At 42.0% G+C, this 16480-nt stretch carries 16 protein-coding genes; 4 read left to right on the forward strand and 12 right to left on the reverse strand.

The features are described from left to right. The 10 genes from CXF86_RS11740 to CXF86_RS11785 form a co-directional block, all read right to left on the reverse strand. Positions 1-591: a DUF1819 family protein gene (locus CXF86_RS11740; protein ID WP_102039069.1), complete on the reverse strand. Its 591-nt coding sequence runs from the start codon at positions 589-591 to the stop codon at positions 1-3. After that, a complete protein-coding gene (locus CXF86_RS11745) occupies positions 584-784 on the reverse strand; it encodes a helix-turn-helix domain-containing protein (protein ID WP_006647491.1) in 201 nt (66 codons plus the stop codon). Before CXF86_RS11745 ends, CXF86_RS11740 begins: the two co-directional genes overlap by 8 nt. Positions 785-927: 143 nt before the next feature. Next, a complete protein-coding gene (locus tag CXF86_RS11750; protein ID WP_102039070.1) occupies positions 928-2493 on the reverse strand; it encodes a TnsD family Tn7-like transposition protein in 1566 nt (521 codons plus the stop codon). A gap of 32 nt (positions 2494-2525) precedes the next feature. Continuing rightward, positions 2526-3953, reverse strand: coding sequence for an ATP-binding protein (locus tag CXF86_RS11755; RefSeq protein ID WP_102039071.1), 1428 nt, complete (start codon positions 3951-3953; stop codon positions 2526-2528). After that, positions 3950-6088, reverse strand: a complete 2139-nt coding sequence (locus CXF86_RS11760) for a DDE-type integrase/transposase/recombinase (protein ID WP_102039072.1) — start codon at positions 6086-6088, stop codon at positions 3950-3952. The genes CXF86_RS11755 and CXF86_RS11760 overlap by 4 nt, the downstream gene beginning before the upstream one ends. Next, positions 6075-6902: a TnsA endonuclease N-terminal domain-containing protein gene (locus tag CXF86_RS11765; RefSeq protein ID WP_102039073.1), complete on the reverse strand. Its 828-nt coding sequence runs from the start codon at positions 6900-6902 to the stop codon at positions 6075-6077. Before CXF86_RS11765 ends, CXF86_RS11760 begins: the two co-directional genes overlap by 14 nt. 132 nt (positions 6903-7034) lie before the next feature. Further along, positions 7035-8219: a BaiN/RdsA family NAD(P)/FAD-dependent oxidoreductase gene (locus CXF86_RS11770; protein WP_102039074.1), complete on the reverse strand. Its 1185-nt coding sequence runs from the start codon at positions 8217-8219 to the stop codon at positions 7035-7037. Between the two features lie 131 nt (positions 8220-8350). Then, entirely contained in the window at positions 8351-9367 is a 1017-nt protein-coding gene (gene gpsA, locus CXF86_RS11775; RefSeq protein WP_101092002.1) for an NAD(P)H-dependent glycerol-3-phosphate dehydrogenase, read from the reverse strand. 4 nt (positions 9368-9371) lie between these two features. Continuing rightward, positions 9372-9860: a protein-export chaperone SecB gene (gene secB / locus CXF86_RS11780; protein WP_101092003.1), complete on the reverse strand. Its 489-nt coding sequence runs from the start codon at positions 9858-9860 to the stop codon at positions 9372-9374. Positions 9861-10085: 225 nt separating this feature from the next. After that, on the reverse strand, positions 10086-10520 hold the full coding sequence (locus CXF86_RS11785) for a rhodanese-like domain-containing protein (protein ID WP_101092004.1): 435 nt from the start codon (positions 10518-10520) through the stop codon (positions 10086-10088). A gap of 237 nt (positions 10521-10757) precedes the next feature. Between CXF86_RS11785 and gpmM the strand changes: the two genes are divergently transcribed. Genes gpmM through CXF86_RS11805 form a run of 4 tightly spaced genes read left to right on the forward strand, consistent with a single transcriptional unit; the run spans position 10758 to position 15440 of the window. Further along, a complete protein-coding gene (gene gpmM / locus CXF86_RS11790) occupies positions 10758-12302 on the forward strand; it encodes a 2,3-bisphosphoglycerate-independent phosphoglycerate mutase (protein ID WP_102039075.1) in 1545 nt (514 codons plus the stop codon). A 1-nt stretch (position 12303) separates the two neighbouring features. Next, entirely contained in the window at positions 12304-13437 is a 1134-nt protein-coding gene (locus tag CXF86_RS11795) for a murein hydrolase activator EnvC family protein (protein WP_101092006.1), read from the forward strand. Positions 13438-13470: 33 nt separating this feature from the next. Then, positions 13471-14676, forward strand: coding sequence for a S41 family peptidase (locus CXF86_RS11800; protein WP_101092007.1), 1206 nt, complete (start codon positions 13471-13473; stop codon positions 14674-14676). An 8-nt stretch (positions 14677-14684) separates the two neighbouring features. Then, entirely contained in the window at positions 14685-15440 is a 756-nt protein-coding gene (locus CXF86_RS11805) for a divergent polysaccharide deacetylase family protein (protein ID WP_102039076.1), read from the forward strand. Here CXF86_RS11805 and CXF86_RS11810 read toward each other — a convergent pair. Together CXF86_RS11810 and CXF86_RS11815 are read right to left on the reverse strand one after the other, a co-directional pair. Beyond that, positions 15421-15870, reverse strand: a complete 450-nt coding sequence (locus tag CXF86_RS11810; protein WP_101092009.1) for an Rrf2 family transcriptional regulator — start codon at positions 15868-15870, stop codon at positions 15421-15423. The genes CXF86_RS11805 and CXF86_RS11810 overlap by 20 nt on opposite strands. Positions 15871-15909: 39 nt before the next feature. Beyond that, positions 15910-16164 (reverse strand): YkgJ family cysteine cluster protein, encoded by a 255-nt coding sequence (locus tag CXF86_RS11815; RefSeq protein WP_102039077.1) that lies wholly within the window; start codon positions 16162-16164, stop codon positions 15910-15912. Positions 16165-16480: the final 316 nt, after the last annotated feature.

Raw genomic sequence — 16480 nt, forward strand, 5'->3', positions numbered from 1 at the left:
TTAGCCGCAATCTCCAGGATATATTCTTAAGAAATCTGCATTAGTTTGCTTGATAAGCTCTTGAAGTTGCGCAGAGACGTGTTGATGTAAAATCTCTTTATCTTCATTGACTAAGCCGCACTCAGCAAGCATCTTGAACATAGTTTGCTGAGCTTTATATCTTGACTGTTGAGTAATGCTGTCTAGATTGCTATGCCATTCAGCTTTCGCGTTAAAAAATGCGACATAGTCTTCAGGGTAAAGGTGAAGCCGGCTCTTACTAAAATGCTCACACAAAACCTCAACTGCAAATTGATATGTGAACAGGTATTGACGACAGATAGCTAGCCAAACTAAGTGTTTTACATCAGAATCTGATGTGGTCATTAACGACAGCTCGTCATCAGTTAAATTCTTTAAACGCTTAGATACTTCGCCATATATTGTTTTAGATGTGCTCTCAGTCCGAGCTTGTAGTAAATTGTTCGTTAGCACTTCGTCACGAACCAACTGCCAATCTTTAAGTTGAGTATATTGCTCTGCAACGACTCTACTTTCATGAATTAACGCAGGCCTTAGCGTAAGAGATAACTTGTATTTAGAATTACTCATTTGAAGTCCCCTCAGATGGCTCGGAGGCACTTCCATTTCTAACCCAGCTATCTACCTCATCGACCTTAAATTTCCAAAATCGACCAACCTTATGCGCAGGCAAGCCTTTCTTTTCTCGCCAGGCGTAGATGGTGTCTTTACTCACACCAAGGTGAGTTGCAATCTCTTCTACTGAAAGCCATCTTTGGGTCATCTAAAAACCATACTCAAATTCAATTAAAACTATGCTGCAATATGACATGTTTAGCTTAAAGTGTACATCGGATTGAGTAGGGTTTAGACGGATTAGACATGATCTAAGTCATAATAAGGAATACAAATATAGGTAGGTCTTTACTATCGCTTTTCTTTGAGCAAACTTTGATATTTCATTAATGCTCTAGGCAGTTTGTGCTTTTTCTTCGTTAACCAACCATGACCTCCTAGCAGCTTATCGAGCTGCGTTCTTGATAACTGGTTTTGGTGTTGCTGCATGATTAAACATATTTTAGCCACCAATAGTTTATCACGCTGGTGCCAATCAACTCTCCCTACATGCTGTGTTTGAGTAGCAACAGGAAGTACACTTTCAAGCCATTGATGTTCATGAATGTACAGCCAATAAAATGCAGCTTCATTAGTGCTTTTAACCTCTTGTCGGCAAGCCTTAGGATTAGAAGCAATAAACCGTATTATTTGACAGCAATATCTACGCCGTAAAGATTCAACTTTACATTGTTTTCGCCACTCAACAAGACCCGCAGTCGTAGAGATAATTAGCTCTACACTGCCAGTAGAAATATCATGGAGCTTAGCTAAAACATCTCGATGAAAGCCTTTTCTAGCCCATTTAATTATCGAATTCTTGAGATTCAAGGTGATTTTCTTGGGCTTTAAGTTAACAGGGATATTGTTTTTCAAAGCGATACTTTTCACATAGCATCTGCTTTTATCAATTTCTCTGCTTACCGCTGCCATTGATAACCCTGATCTCAATAAATCACAGCAATGGTCTTCTTTGTTTATAGGGGCATTAACGTTCATGATTCGAGTTTCAGGTTCATCATCGTGTTTACTGCGAGACAAATAGAACTCAAATAGGAGGTGCTTAAATGGGTGTTGAGGATATTGACCAGAAAGCAGGGATGAAACAAAGCGATAATCTTCAGGTGTTCTAAGTGATAAATCAGACTGCGTGGGAAATAACTCTTCAGATATTTCAAACAACTCCTTAGCTATCTTTTTCCGTTTGACTCGACCACTTTGTGTTAAACCACCATTGATGCTGAGCTTTTTAAGGTAAGTGTCACTAATAGTGACAACGCTTTGTTTCTTAGATTGTAAGCTTCTAATTTTATTTAATGAGAACTTTGAGAACTCCCTCGCAAGCTCATTACAATAAATAGGCTCGACTCTGATATCAGGAAGTAAAACGCCACTTGCGTGGCTACGATCTAAGAGCTCATTGTGTACCAACCAAGTGCGATGTACCGAGCAAGCTTCAACACCAGGGATTTGATGAGCTAGGTGCCAGTAGGCTACACCAAAATTATATACATCATCTTTAGCGCACAAAGCGCAGTGCTTTACAGATAATCGTTCTTTGCCGCGAAAGGTAGAAAGTTGGCTCGCTCTTAGTATGTCATTTGTATTGGTCGTTACATTTTCAAGAATGGTTCGATATTGCGGCAAGTAATAGGAAAATAACGGACGCAGAGTTTGATTAGATTGAAGTACTTCTGGCGATTCTTCGGAGAATTGACCAGTAATGTGCAAATTGGATGTAAGGTAAGGATGAATAGCACCTCTCCCGTCGCCCACAAGTTTTTGCAAGGCTTGCTCAAGGGGAAGTTCACAAATAGCTAAATGACGGCATATGCGGCTAAATAGAGACTCATCAGCTAGTGCTGTAGGCAGCTGCATGATGAATCTCCAGTTTAGATAAGCCCTATTAATTAACTATAGGCTAATTCTGAGAGTGGATCGTCAAGAACGATATTTCTAGACCTTAGATAACGCATAGGATCCTCTAATCCAGCTGCTTGTTGGAACAAATCAGGATCATCAATTCGGCTTTTTAAGTCAACGGCATTAACTAACTCAATAAGCTTAGAGGCAAACTCTGGGTGCTGTGGTTTAGTTATATCACCAGTTTTATCTGTTGTTTTAACAGCTGTTTTCCCCGTAAGACGTGTACTTCGTTGCTTCCCTTTGGGTAAAGAAACATTTGCTACTTTAAGTTCATTTACTTCATCTGTTTGTCTTGAAAGTCCACAAGCAACGGCATTACCAGCTGCTAATGTTGCAGGAGTAATTCGTTCATCATCTGCACCGATAATCAACCTTTGCGCTTCTCGATATGTTCGACACGCCATATCAATATTACCAACCGAAAGAGCGTGAAGCGCATCGTTAAGTTCTTCTGTAAGTTCTGTATAAACGTTTACCCATTGATAATGCCAAAGCTGATTGACAAACGCATTCCACGAAGCACTATCCCTATTCAATACAGACATTGTGTGGTGATAGCCGCTTTCAGCTCGACGAGCAGCTTTTAGCTCTTTAACTAATGATTGATCAAACGGTGGGTTTGCAACGAAGAAAAGAGGAACACCGAGTTTATTCATCAACCGGTGTAAAAACCTTAATAGGTTATTTTCTCCACCCGTTCGCTTGAACTTTAGGTTCTGCATTTCATCAATAACCAGCATACCAAGAAAGTTTGATTTCATGCACTGTTCTAGCTGTCGAACTAAAGCGCCTATCGTTCCCGCTGGCGTTACTTTTTCTCTATCAAGGGTCAAATCTAACGTTGAGAGAATCTCTTCACACAAATCCCTTACGCTTGAGTTACTAGGGCAATCTACTTTTATCCAGACAACTTGCTTCCTAAGCTCTAATACTTGCCCTCGATATGACTCATGCTCGATAACATTCGGAAAGTAACTCAAGACTTGCTCCACCATTGAAGTTTTTCCCACGCCACTTTCACCTATGAGAGTAAGCCCATCTCCTTTAGGTCGAAAGAAACCTGTGCGAGGCTCTATATCTGGCCGCTCATCAACCAAATAATGTAAATATTGAGCAGTTGTAGGGCTGAGCGGATTCTTTGCGGAATAGCCCTTTTTTATAGCTCTTTCTACCGCTCTAAAACATGCTTCATAGTCAGTCAATGGTTGCCTGATTTCTTCAATACGATTTAGATATTCATCCCGAACTAATGGGTCGGGGTGCTCAGCTATTTCTTCTGAATAATCAGGATAATTGCTAAAATCTTCCATGACGCTTACCCATGCCTTTTTAGTGGGAAGCGCTTCAATAAGTGGGTTACCTTGATGTTCAGGCAAAATTGCATCTTGGTATACAGCAGGTTCAACTCTCATAACTCACCTCTACTGGTTCTTCTTTTTCTACCTTTTGGCAACGGAATAACCTTGTTATCAGTAGATACAGGAGTTGGCACATCATTAGTAATTAAAGCCTCAGACTCTGGGATAATTATGTTTGTGGTTGCTTCTAGCTCTCCTTGTCGACGCTGACGAATATTACTAGTTTTATCCCTAAAAGAGACTTTGTCTGCATTTTTACTTCGGTGCTTCGCCTGTCGAGTTACTTCCTGGCGATTCTTATGATCGTCAATTGAGGTCGTGGAGATTGGTGTTAACTCTTTTTTTGTATCGAGCCAGTCTTGAATGAAGTCCGACTCATACATAGACTTATCACCCAACATTCGACTCCGCGGTAACAAGTTACACCTAATAAACTCTCGGTTTTTATCTAAGCGAACATAGATATAATTCGTTGTATTTTCATCTATACGCGCTTCTAGTCTCCAACGTCCTGATGACCTAGCGACAGATGCCAAATTAAGATCTTCAACTTCTGAGCATGAGTAATACATGCCATTAAAATATATTCCACTTCGTGTCATACTTACTTCTACTGAAGGCAGCAATCTAGCTATAACTTCATCACTATTAGCTGATTGAAGTTCATGTCTATGCTTTTTGAGATGTATTTTCCAATAATTCAGGGGGGTTGGTGATAGATCATTTTCAATGAGTAAAGGGCTCGAAAAGGCTAAATCATCAAGAATTGAACGATTATGCTCAAGTACCGCCTTTATTATTTCAGCTGTAACTTCCTTAAGCGTATAGATCGCGTCTTTTCTAGGATCTCGACTACCTCTTATAACCTGACCACCTCTCGTTGTACCCAGTAACTCATGAAGTACTTCTTTATTGATAATATCAAATCGCTTTTCTACCACACCTTTACAGTCAGGCCTATATGGTGGAGTAAATGATAATTGCGTCATTGGCGTCAGTGCTTTTCTGGGTTGAACCCCAATCATTTCGCCATTGTCACAAACCAACTCTTTAGGAATGTGAGCACAAGGCCATTCTGAATTTTCAATATCAACACCAAAGCTTTTACAGTAGGTAGATTTAGGTAAGAAACTATTCGCTAACGCCTGACGCGCTGCACGCCAGGAAGCATGATAAAGCGATACATGCATACCAACTATCATTCGACTCGCTCTGTCTGCAACGATATAAATCGTCGGCCGCCCTAAGACGTACTGAGACCCAAACTCGGACACGATATGCACATCAGCAACCGTTGCATCAATTTCAAAGTGAGTACCTGGGAGATAACTTCGATCTGTAATGCTACCTAGCGCCCCTCTTTTATTTCTGAGGTAATCATTCTCTGAGGTTCGTTGTTTAATTATCTGGTCTTTATTGAATAATTTTGTTCGCCAATAACTAAACTGTTTTTTAGTTGGGACTAAAGGAGGCCTACCACATGCCTCAGCCAACTTAATCTCTTTTGAGTAACTATCTTTGAGCAAGTTGTCATAGGTTTTTGCTAGCGTCAGCCCTGACTCTTTAAGGTAGTACTTCTTTATTGCTTTTTTGAATTTGTTTTTATCGTCATCATTCACAATAAACTTAGCCGCTCGATCAACAGCTATGGTCCTCGGTTGTTTTGGTGCCCCCAATGGTTTTGTTGTTGGAGTTCGGTCTCGCCCAGAACCGCCACTTTTCGAAAATGCGGGTAGCAGAGCCATTTTGTCCTGTCCATTTCGCCAATATAGAGTAAGTATCCGCGCTAATGACTTACGATCGAAATTAATTTTCTTCGCATATTCAGCAAGTTGAGGTGAACGCTTTTTGGTCGCATAATCAAAAATAAAAGTACTATCTGATATAACACCTTTGATTAAGTCATAATTTTTGTCTCGACGGCCAATGTGCTCATCTGAAATATTTTCTTCATCAACTAAAAGATAAGTTGGCAACTCATATTGTGCTTTTTTAGCTTTGCGGCTGGAAACAAGTTCAATGAAACCTTCTAGAGAAACCGCTATAGGCCTTACCGTCGTAGAAGTATCGGAAAGTGAATACAGAATAACAGACTCAACATCCTGCATGATATCCAACAAACGATAGAGTCCATCTTCAACTAAGTCCGAATCATTCACGATCCAAACGCTATTTCTAGGAAGCTCCATATATAGTGGTCTCCTGCTTTGCTGTTACGTACTTAATATCAATAAGCCCTGATTCAGGGATGTTAGTTGATAGATCAACATCTATAAATTTATCGGCTATGAGAAAACGTATTAATAATAAAGCGTCATCATGAGATATTATGTTTCTTGAGATTAGCTGGTTACAAAGGTCTTCAATAAAGTATTGCCCGGAAGCCACTACTGAGAGAGCACAATTGATCTGATCACAAGAAAAGCTTATCGGATTCTCACGAAAAGGGGATGTAGCCCACTGAAGGTTGCTGCTTTGAACTCTGGTTAATTCATTGCCCGTAAAGTAACTAAATTTAACTTCAAGCAACTCCCAACAAACTCGCTCTATATCTATTTTCTCGAGAACACGTAAATTATCCGAATCATCTTCAGGTTTTACTGAAATAGCATGGTAGATAATACCTTGAGGGGAGTCTATCGTAAGCAACTGATCCGTCGTCATGATGATAGGCTCTTTAGTGATTGGGTGTTTTGGGTGCTCTACACCAAGTATTTTAGCGACTTTTTGCGTGTAATTAAGGGGGAGAAGCGGAAACTGCTCTCTAATATCAATCACATGGTTTGAAAACTCAGCGAGGTAGAAGTGCTCACTTTCGATTGAAGACATCATATGGTGGTCTCTTTGAGACTTCCTACCATAGATTAGTGAGCGCGTACCTTTGGACTTTACATCTACAGTCCTAAGCCAAGGCTTATAATCTGAGCCTTGACCAATCCCGTAATTATTCTTTAATGCTCGTTCAAAGTCTTTCAGCGATTCAAGTTTTCGTCCGCGAGCCATAACAATTCCCAATAGATTTACTTAGGAAAAATATAGTTTCAAAAGCCACTACGGGCAAACTTTATTGTCCGAAAATGCTCTTACGGGCAAACTTTAGTGCTTACGGGCAAACTTTATTGTCTCTACACAGGGTTAAACTGCTTGCCCAGCAGCCACTCCAGAACTCCAAGCCCATTGGAAGTTAAACCCGCCTAGCCAACCACTTACATCAATGACTTCACCAATAAAGTACAGACCAGAAACATTTTTAGCTTCCATCGACTTTGATGACAGTTCGTCAGTGTCTACGCCGCCTAAGGTCACCTCTGCCGTACGATAACCCTCTGTGCCATTCATGACTATGCTCCAAGCTTCTAAATCAACAGCGAGCTGTTCTCGCTCAGCATGGACTAATTGGTTAAGGGCTTTATTAAGCAGTGCTTCGTCAAATAATGCCTCGACTAAACGCTTTGGTAGCCACAATGCCAACGCATTACGCAAACTTTGCTTAGGGCTATTATCGACCAATTGCTCAATCTCAGATCTGGCATCTTTACCAGGTAGCAAATTAATACTAATCGCCTCTCCAGGATTCCAATAATTGGAGATCTGTAAAATAGCTGGGCCAGATAAGCCGCGATGGGTGAAGAGTAATGCTTCACTAAATTGGGTACCGTCTTTGGCTGTAATAGTGGTGGGTACCGCAATGCCCGATAGTGGCTCGAAGCGTTGTTTCTGGTCGCTATGCCAGGTAAAAGGGACTAACCCTGCGTGGGTCGGTAACACTTTTAGCCCAAACTGTTCGGCGACGTGGTATCCATAAGGCGATGCACCCAGTTTAGGCATCGACAAGCCGCCAGTGGCAATGACCAGTGACTGACAAGTGTACTGTGCTTTATCGGTGTGCACTTCAAACAGGCCATCAGCATTTTTAGTCACTTGGCGAATTTCAGTGCGCAGCTTTACAGCAGCGCCGGCCCACTCACACTCGGTAAGCAGCATACTAACAATCTCTTTGGCAGAGTCATCGCAAAAAAGCTGACCATGATCGCGCTCGTGGTATTCAATACCATGGCGCTCAACCAACTCGATAAAGTCACATGAGCGGTAGCGTGCCAGTGCCGATTTTACAAAATGGCTGTTACTACAGAGAAAATTTGCTGGTTCGACTTTTTGATTGGTGAAGTTACAACGGCCACCACCACTGATAAGAATTTTCTTACCCGCTTGTTTGGCATTATCGAGTACGAGCACATCGCGGCCACGGTAACCTGCGGTGGCAGCGCACATAAGTCCTGCAGCCCCAGCTCCGATAATAATGACGTCGATATGTTCCACTCAATAACTCCTAGAAAGACTTCGCCTATTGATAAATATTAGGCACAAAAAAGGGCGCTATTTTAGCACCCTTCTCTCACGATATACCATCACCGAATGTCAGCACTCATATGGCGAGTCACTGACAGACTTTAATCGTCCGATGTTTCGGACTTTTTCTCACGACCTAACAGCTCTTTAGCTGCATCATGAGGTGATTTCCCTTTATACAATACTTGGTAAACCTGCTCAGTGATCGGCATTTCAACGCCTAAACGTTTTGCGAGCGTGTAAACTTCTTTAGTATTGCGGTAACCTTCAACAACTTGACCAATCTCTACTTGCGCGGCTTCGACATCACAGCCTTTACCAAGCGCTAAACCGAAACGACGATTACGAGATTGATTGTCGGTGCAGGTCAACACTAAATCGCCTAAACCTGCCATCCCCATAAAGGTTGATGCTTGCGCACCCATAGCTTCACCGAGACGTGTTAATTCAACTAAACCACGGGTAATTAATGCGGTACGCGCATTTGCACCAAAGCCGATACCATCTGATAGTCCTGCACCAATCGCGATAACATTCTTAACCGCACCGCCCAATTGAAGGCCGATAAAGTCATCGTTAGCATAAACGCGTAAACGTTTAGGGCTATGCAACAATTCAACTAAATCATTAGTAAATTGCGGATCTGTACCTGCAATAGATATTGCTGTAGGCATTCCTGCAGCAAGCTCTTTAGCAAAAGTAGGACCCGATAACACCGCGAGTGGGAAATTATCACCGAGTACTTCACGCGCCACATCTTGTATCAACCGACCAGTTTCAGGCTCAAGGCCTTTGGTCGCCCATACAATACGTGCTTCTTTACGTAAAAACGGCTTAGCTTGCGCTAACACGTCCCCAAAAACATGACTAGGTACAACAACTAATACGTTGTTGGAAGCAGCAAGTGCTGTTGCTAAATCAGATTCTGGAATAAGAAGATCGGGAAGCGCAATACCGGGTAAGAACGCTTGATTACACTTGTCGTTCTTCAGGTTTTCGATGTGCTTAGGGTCATGCCCCCAAAGCAGGGTTCTGTGGCCATTATTCGCTAAAGAAATGGCAAGGGCGGTGCCATAAGAGCCCGCCCCCAGTACCGTAATATCGGCAGTATTTTCCATGCGATTAAGCGTTTGCTTCTTCTGCAGGCGCATCAGCGGCAGCAGCTTGACGCTGTTGAACGTACTGAGCGAATAGCGCGTCAAAGTTAACTGGAGCAAGGTTTAGTTGTGGGAAAGTACCACGGCTAACTAGGCTACCAATTGCTTCACGAGCATATGGGAAAAGAACGTTAGGGCAATATGCACCTAAAGAGTGAGCAAGTTGCTGCTCAGTAAGACCCGTAATTGCGAAGATACCAGCTTGCTGAACTTCACAAAGGAACGCAGTTTCTTCGCCGTTCTTAGCTGTAACCGTTAGAGAAAGAACAACTTCATATACATCGTCAGACAATTTGTTGCTACGAGTATCAAGGTCTAGCTTAACTTCTGGCGTCCACTCTTTCTGGAAAACAGCTGGGCTGTTTGGTGTTTCAAAAGAGATATCTTTTGTGTAAACACGTTGAATGTTAAATTGTGGACCTTGCTCTTGTTCTTTGTTTGCTACTTCAGCCATGATTTCCTACCTTAAAAATGTTAATGAGGCTACTTCAAAAGAGCCAGTCTCAGGGTTTTGCCTTTATGGGTAATAACCCAATTGGCTGTCCCAGTATTTGATTTATTTAGTCAACAGACGCTTTTTGGAGGGTATTCCCTCAATTCAATGCCGGTAACCATTAATGTTAAGCCGTGACACTTTAATCAATTACTTAACAATAATGCAATGGCTACACCGACACTTCTATCTTTTGCTTTTTGAAACAGGCAAATTACTTGACTGCCATTCACCCATACCACCTTTCAAATTATTCACGTTTTCAAACCCGTGCTTAACCATCAGTTGGGCCGCTTGAGACGAAGTCATGCCAGCGTTGCATACCATTATTATGGGACTGGCTTTTGAGTTTTCAAGGGTACCAAGCTGATTATTTTTAATCTCAGCTAATGGAACATTAATTGCGCCAACAATATGGCCCTTCTTAAATTCCTCTTTACCGCGTACATCAACAACTGTTGCTTCTTGCTTGTTCATCAACAAAGTGGCTTCTTGGTGATTCACATTTTTAACTTTTGATACGCTAGACTTAAATACCATCACGATAAGTCCGACGAATAAACCCACCCACGCCAAACTTAACATCGGGTTTGCTTTAAAAAATTCCATATATTCTTGCATGCTTTACTGCCTACTTTTAATTGGCCCAAATATAATGAGGGCACAGAGTATACCATTGCGATGACAGAATACAGAATGTTAGTCACGTAACGCACACGACAGCTGGCTTTGAATCACACCTGTTTGTAAATCGATAACCGCAATCTGGGTAAATTTCTTTATGCCGAGTACCAATTGGTAGTAATATTTAACCAATTAAAATTTTAATCTTATTTTTTCAAACTTAAAGGTACTACCATGACGACTCACAAACGCCCGTTGGCATTGCTGATCCTCGATGGATGGGGCTCTCGTGAAAACACGCAAAAAAATGCTGTTTTTCATGCGAACACTCCTGTTCTCGACAAGCTTAATGCGCAATATCCACATAGTTTAATTTCCGGTTCAGGTATCGATGTTGGGCTACCCGCTGGCCAAATGGGCAACTCCGAAGTTGGCCACATCAATATTGGTTCTGGCCGTATTGTCTATCAAGAACTAACCCGTATCGGCAAGGCTATTGATGATGGGGAGTTCGATACTAACCCAGCACTTACTGCGGCCGTTGATGGGGCAGTCAAAGCCAATGGTGCCGTTCATATCATGGGACTATTATCGCCAGGTGGGGTACATAGTCATCAAGATCATATAGAAGCCATGTGTCGCCTTGCCGTTAAACGCGGTGCAACTAAGGTTTATCTACATGCCTTTTTAGACGGTCGCGATACTCCGCCTCGTAGCGCAGAAGCTGGTTTAGCCCATTTCGAAGATATGTTTAAAACCCTAGGTACTGGTCAAGTGGCTTCCATTATTGGTCGTTACTACGCCATGGATAGAGACAACCGCTGGGATCGTGTATCCCAAGCTTATGAGTTAATCACTGAAGGCAAAGGCTTGCATCAAGTAGCAAGTGCTGTTGAAGGTATTAAAGCCGCTTACGCTCGTGATGAAAATGACGAGTTTGTCGGTAGCACTGCAATCCCTGACGCTGAAGGTAACATTGCCAAGCTAGAAGATAATGACGCGCTCATTTTCATGAACTTCCGCGCTGACCGTGCCCGCCAAATCACTCGTAGCTTTGTGGATGCTGACTTTGATGGCTTCGAACGTGCTGTGACACCTAAAGCACACTTTGTCATGCTAACGGAATATGCCGCGAGCATTGATGCTGTCATCGCTTATCCGTCGACCGATCTGGTCAACACCTTAGGCGAAACCTTGCAAGATCAGCACATGACACAGTTGCGCATTTCAGAGACCGAAAAGTACGCTCACGTCACTTTCTTTTTTAACGGTGGTAAAGAGGAGCCTTTCGAAGGCGAAGATCGCATCTTAATCCAATCACCAAAAATTGCGACCTATGATCTACAACCTGAGATGAGTTCAACAGAACTCACAGACAAACTCGTTGCTGCAATAGAATCAACCAAGTATGACGTGATTATCTGTAATTATCCGAATGGCGATATGGTTGGCCACACCGGTAACTTTGATGCAGCAGTCAAGGCCTGTGAAGCTGTCGATACCTGTTTAGGGCGTGTTGTTGAAGCGCTAGACAAAGTTGGCGGTGAGTGTTTAATTACAGCCGACCACGGTAATGCTGAACAAATGACGGATGAGTCAACAGGGCAAGCACATACCGCTCACACCTGTGAACCTGTGCCACTGATTTATGTTGGACGTGATGCAGATATAGAAAAAGGCGGACGTTTGAGTGATTTAGCGCCGACTATGTTAACCTTGATGGGACGAGAAGTGCCTAAAGAGATGACAGGCCGAGCGATAATTAAACTCAAAGAGTAATATGAACATTCGACTTTTTATCAAAGCCAGCATTATTGCTGGCTTTATATCACTTCCCTTATCGGTAAATGCGACTGATCTCGATCGTCGTCAATCTGAACTTAAGTCGATTCAGACACAGATAAACAAGCAACAATCAGCCGTTAAAAATACCAATAAACAGAGAGAACGTTTGATCTCTTTGCTCAAAAAAGATGAGCAAGCTATTGCTGCCGCTGCAAAAAAAGTTAATAAAACCAAACAAGATTTAACCAAAATAGATAAGGCTTTGGCTAAGCTTAACGCTAAATACACCCAGTTAGAAAAACTCAAAAACATCCAGCAAAAAACATTGTCTAATCAACTTGCTAGCGCTTACTTAGCCGGTAATCATGATTACAGTAAAATGCTGCTTAATCAACAATCTCCAGCCAGTATCGAACGCTTACTCGCTTACTACCAATACTTGAACAATGCCCGTATCGCTTCGATAAAACAGCTTCAAAGCACCATCGTAGAACTTGATGAAGTACAACTTCAGCAGAAAGATAACCAAACTCGATTAAACAAGTTAGCCCTTGAGCAGCAACAGCAAGCTACGCTTTTGAGCCAAGAGCAGTCTCAGCGCCAACAAACCTTAACTCAATTACAAAGAACGCTTAGTAGCAGTGGTGCAAAATTAGAGCAGCTGCAAATTGAAGAGGCCAGTTTAAAACGAGTGGTTGAACAAGCGCTATTGGCGATGAAAAACAACCCTGCGTTCGATGGGTTATCGAGTAAACGAAAACTAAAATGGCCCACTAAAGGCCGAATAAAATCAGGTTTTGGCAGTAAACGTTCAGGCCAAGTCAAATGGAAAGGCGTGACGATTTCAGCTGCTGAAGGAAAAAACATTGAAGCGATTGCTGGCGGACAAGTCATTTATGCTGACTGGCTACGCGGTTTCGGTATGGTTTTAGTTGTCGATCATGGCAAAGGGTATATGAGCTTATATGGGCATGCACAAACTCTTTTAAAAGCTGCAGGAGACTCTGTTCGCAAAGGTGAACCCATTGCATTGGTCGGTCGCTCAGGTGGACAGACCGAGTCTGGCCTATACTTTGAAGTAAGACATAAAGGGCAAGCTGTCGATCCGGCGAGGTACTGTAAGCGGTAGACATAGAATCCCTTTCTTATACAAGGGGTTAATATGTCAGGAGTTGTCCGTAATCTTAGTTTTGCCGCCGCGGGTTTAGCATTAGGCCTGTCACTCACTTTATTTGGCCAAGAGCATACTCAGCAATATAAAACACGCATCGACTATCCCGTATTACTCGATGTCATCGATACAATTGAAACCTACTACGTTACAAAGATCACCGAAGAAGAACTCATTGAAGCGGCCATTGAAGGTATTTTTGCAAAACTCGACCCCTATTCTAGCTTTCTAGATAAACAAGCATTCGCCAATATCCAAGATAGTAACGACGGTGAATATTATGGCTTTGGCGTAGAGATAGCGACAGATAATGATCAAATAACAATCGTCACTCCTTTCCCCCAGTCGCCCGCTGAACTGGCAGGTATTATGCCGGGAGATAGAGTTATAAAGCTAAATCAACAGTTAGTTACCGCAGATAAACTTGAAAACCTACTCAATGAAATCAAACAACATAGCTACGACAAGCAAGCGATTGATTTAGAGCTTATCAGAGCAAACTCCGAAACAACTTATAGCGTAACCATCAGCCCTAGTCTTATCACCATTAACTCTGTCGAAGCACAGCTGTTAGATAACCAAATTGGCTATATAAAACTGTCGAGCTTTCAAGAAAACTCCACTCAAGATATGGTTAAACAACTTGCATTATGGCAAGCCAAACCCCTAAATGGGCTTATTCTTGACCTTAGAAATAACCCTGGTGGTCTACTCGATCAAGCCATTAAAATCGCAGATATCTTTTTAGAGAAAGGGAGGATTGTTGCAACTGAAGGTCGTTTCTTTGACGCAAATTCTGATTACTACGCCTCACCACAAACCATGGTAAACAGCGTACCCATGCTGGTACTGATCAATAAAGGATCAGCATCTGCATCTGAGGTACTCGCCGCTGCACTGCAAGAAAACGGCAGAGCTAAGCTCATCGGTCAAACAAGCTTTGGTAAAGGCACAGTTCAAAGCCTTATCCCTACGCTTACCGAAGGCAATGCCATTAAGCTCACCATTGCCAAATACACCACCCCTAATGGCAGAGATATACACGAAAAAGGGATTATACCCGACATTAAAGTGGCATTAGACATTGTAACAAGTGATCAAACTATGCCTATAATAAATACAAATTCACTCCGTGGTGATATTGCTGAAGATAAACTCGTTAACTCAGCAATAGCCTGGATCAAAACAGAAAAATAACTAATACAGTGCGCTACTTATTATTTTGCTTTTTATTATTCAGTTCGAATGTGTTTGCCGCAAGGATTGCCATCATCATTGACGACATTGGATATCGTCAATCTGATAAGGCCGTGCTGGCGCTGCCATCAAATGTGACCCTGTCGGTGTTGCCACTAACACCTTTAGGCAAAGCCGTTGCCACTCAAGCATACCAACGAGGTAGTGAGATTTTAGTGCACCTGCCAATGCAGGCGCTCAATGGTAAAACAATTGGGCCTGGTGCTTTAACGAACGCTATGTCAGAGCAAGATTTTAAACAGCAGCTAGAACACGCTATCGATAGTGTACCATTCGCAATTGGCGCTAATAACCATATGGGCAGCTTGTTAACGCAGCTTACCGAACAAATGCACTGGGTAATGGATACGCTATTACAGCGGGATATTTATTTTATAGACAGTGTGACAACCAAATTTACTCAAGCTGGAGCAATAGCAGAAGAGATGGGAGTTCCGTTATTAAAGCGGACTATTTTTCTTGATAATGATAAATCAAATGCCGGGTTAGAATTTCAATTTCAACAGGCGATAACACTTGCTGAAACACAGGACAGTATTGTTATTATTGCTCACCCCTACCCTGAAACGTTGGCTTTTTTGAGCAATAATCTTCATCGCTTAGCGGAGGCCAATATCGCCCTAGTTCCCGCGTCAAAGCTATTACCTTTCAATGTAGCCTCACAGGATAAAGGAACTAAAGAGCCTACTGTAAGATTGGAATAGACAAGTCTGGTAGTAGCGACTTAAGCTCTTTATTGTTACTTACAATCATATCTAACGTATAGCCATCAAGCACTGCTAAATAAGCATTAACCGCTTCTGAAAGGACACTTTTTAATTTGCAAGCAGGCGTAAATAAGCAGTATGGCTTACTGCAATCGATAGGAGACAAGGAGTTTTCAAGAGCGCGAACCACTTCACCTATATTGATTTCGTTAGCAGCTTTTGCCAACTTAAAACCACCACTCTTACCTCTTACTGTTTTTAAGTAGCCTAATTTACCAAGATGATGAACAACTTTAGAGATATGGTTCGCTGATAAGTCAAAAACATCTGTAACTTCAGAGATACGAAAAAGCGACTCACGCTCTGGATGTAAAGCCAGATACATCAGTGTTCTCAATCCAAAATCAGTGTAACGAGTTAACTGCATTGCTTACCAATCCATATATTGACTATCTAACAAAATTTTCTAGCTGTTTGTTGCTTGTTCCAATGAGCTAATCAGCCATAAAGCTTCTTCATCATTAGCGCCACAAACATCTTCCGTTGCTGTAAATTGACCACAAACAGCAGGTCTCTCTGGTTTACCAAAAAGCTTACACAAATTACCATCATTCAACTGAATGCACCTAACTCCTGCCAGCTTACCCTGAGGCATTCCTGGAATTGGAGTCGTGATAGAAGGCGCAATGCAGCAAGCACCACAACCTAAGCGACAGTTCATCTTAATACCTTAAATTAGCAATTTTCATTATACCGCTATCAAACAGAATTGATTTGTATCACATCACATACTGCTTAACAGTAAGCCAATATCTTACCAGAATCGTGATCAGTGCATACTATTTAGCATCGACTTATACACACTTTTTACATCTAAAAATTCAGACACAAAAACGCGCTAATAGTACGGATAAGCATTTGCGCAATCTTGGCCCAGCTGACGAGCTCTTCTCAAAAAAGAACCCGCGCTACAGCCTAGACTGACAATTTCAGCTCAATAATAAACCAACGAGCCCGTATATTGTCTCTTTTTATGT

Origin of the sequence: Shewanella sp. GutCb (genome assembly GCF_002836135.1) — a bacterium.
GTDB lineage: Bacteria > Pseudomonadota > Gammaproteobacteria > Enterobacterales > Shewanellaceae > Shewanella.

What these genes read in the sequence shown, in the direction of transcription:
- CXF86_RS11740 (WP_102039069.1), bottom strand. Translation starts at nt 591, where the DNA reads ATGAGTAATTCTAAATACAAGTTATCTCTTACGCTAAGGCCTGCGTTA.
- CXF86_RS11745 (WP_006647491.1), bottom strand. Translation starts at nt 784, where the DNA reads ATGACCCAAAGATGGCTTTCAGTAGAAGAGATTGCAACTCACCTTGGT.
- CXF86_RS11750 (WP_102039070.1), bottom strand. Translation starts at nt 2,493, where the DNA reads ATGCAGCTGCCTACAGCACTAGCTGATGAGTCTCTATTTAGCCGCATA.
- CXF86_RS11755 (WP_102039071.1), bottom strand. Translation starts at nt 3,953, where the DNA reads ATGAGAGTTGAACCTGCTGTATACCAAGATGCAATTTTGCCTGAACAT.
- CXF86_RS11760 (WP_102039072.1), bottom strand. Translation starts at nt 6,088, where the DNA reads ATGGAGCTTCCTAGAAATAGCGTTTGGATCGTGAATGATTCGGACTTA.
- CXF86_RS11765 (WP_102039073.1), bottom strand. Translation starts at nt 6,902, where the DNA reads ATGGCTCGCGGACGAAAACTTGAATCGCTGAAAGACTTTGAACGAGCA.
- gpsA (WP_101092002.1), bottom strand. Translation starts at nt 9,367, where the DNA reads ATGGAAAATACTGCCGATATTACGGTACTGGGGGCGGGCTCTTATGGC.
- secB (WP_101092003.1), bottom strand. Translation starts at nt 9,860, where the DNA reads ATGGCTGAAGTAGCAAACAAAGAACAAGAGCAAGGTCCACAATTTAAC.
- CXF86_RS11785 (WP_101092004.1), bottom strand. Translation starts at nt 10,520, where the DNA reads ATGCAAGAATATATGGAATTTTTTAAAGCAAACCCGATGTTAAGTTTG.
- gpmM (WP_102039075.1), top strand. Translation starts at nt 10,758, where the DNA reads ATGACGACTCACAAACGCCCGTTGGCATTGCTGATCCTCGATGGATGG.
- CXF86_RS11795 (WP_101092006.1), top strand. Translation starts at nt 12,304, where the DNA reads ATGAACATTCGACTTTTTATCAAAGCCAGCATTATTGCTGGCTTTATA.
- CXF86_RS11800 (WP_101092007.1), top strand. Translation starts at nt 13,471, where the DNA reads ATGTCAGGAGTTGTCCGTAATCTTAGTTTTGCCGCCGCGGGTTTAGCA.
- CXF86_RS11810 (WP_101092009.1), bottom strand. Translation starts at nt 15,870, where the DNA reads ATGCAGTTAACTCGTTACACTGATTTTGGATTGAGAACACTGATGTAT.
- CXF86_RS11815 (WP_102039077.1), bottom strand. Translation starts at nt 16,164, where the DNA reads ATGAACTGTCGCTTAGGTTGTGGTGCTTGCTGCATTGCGCCTTCTATC.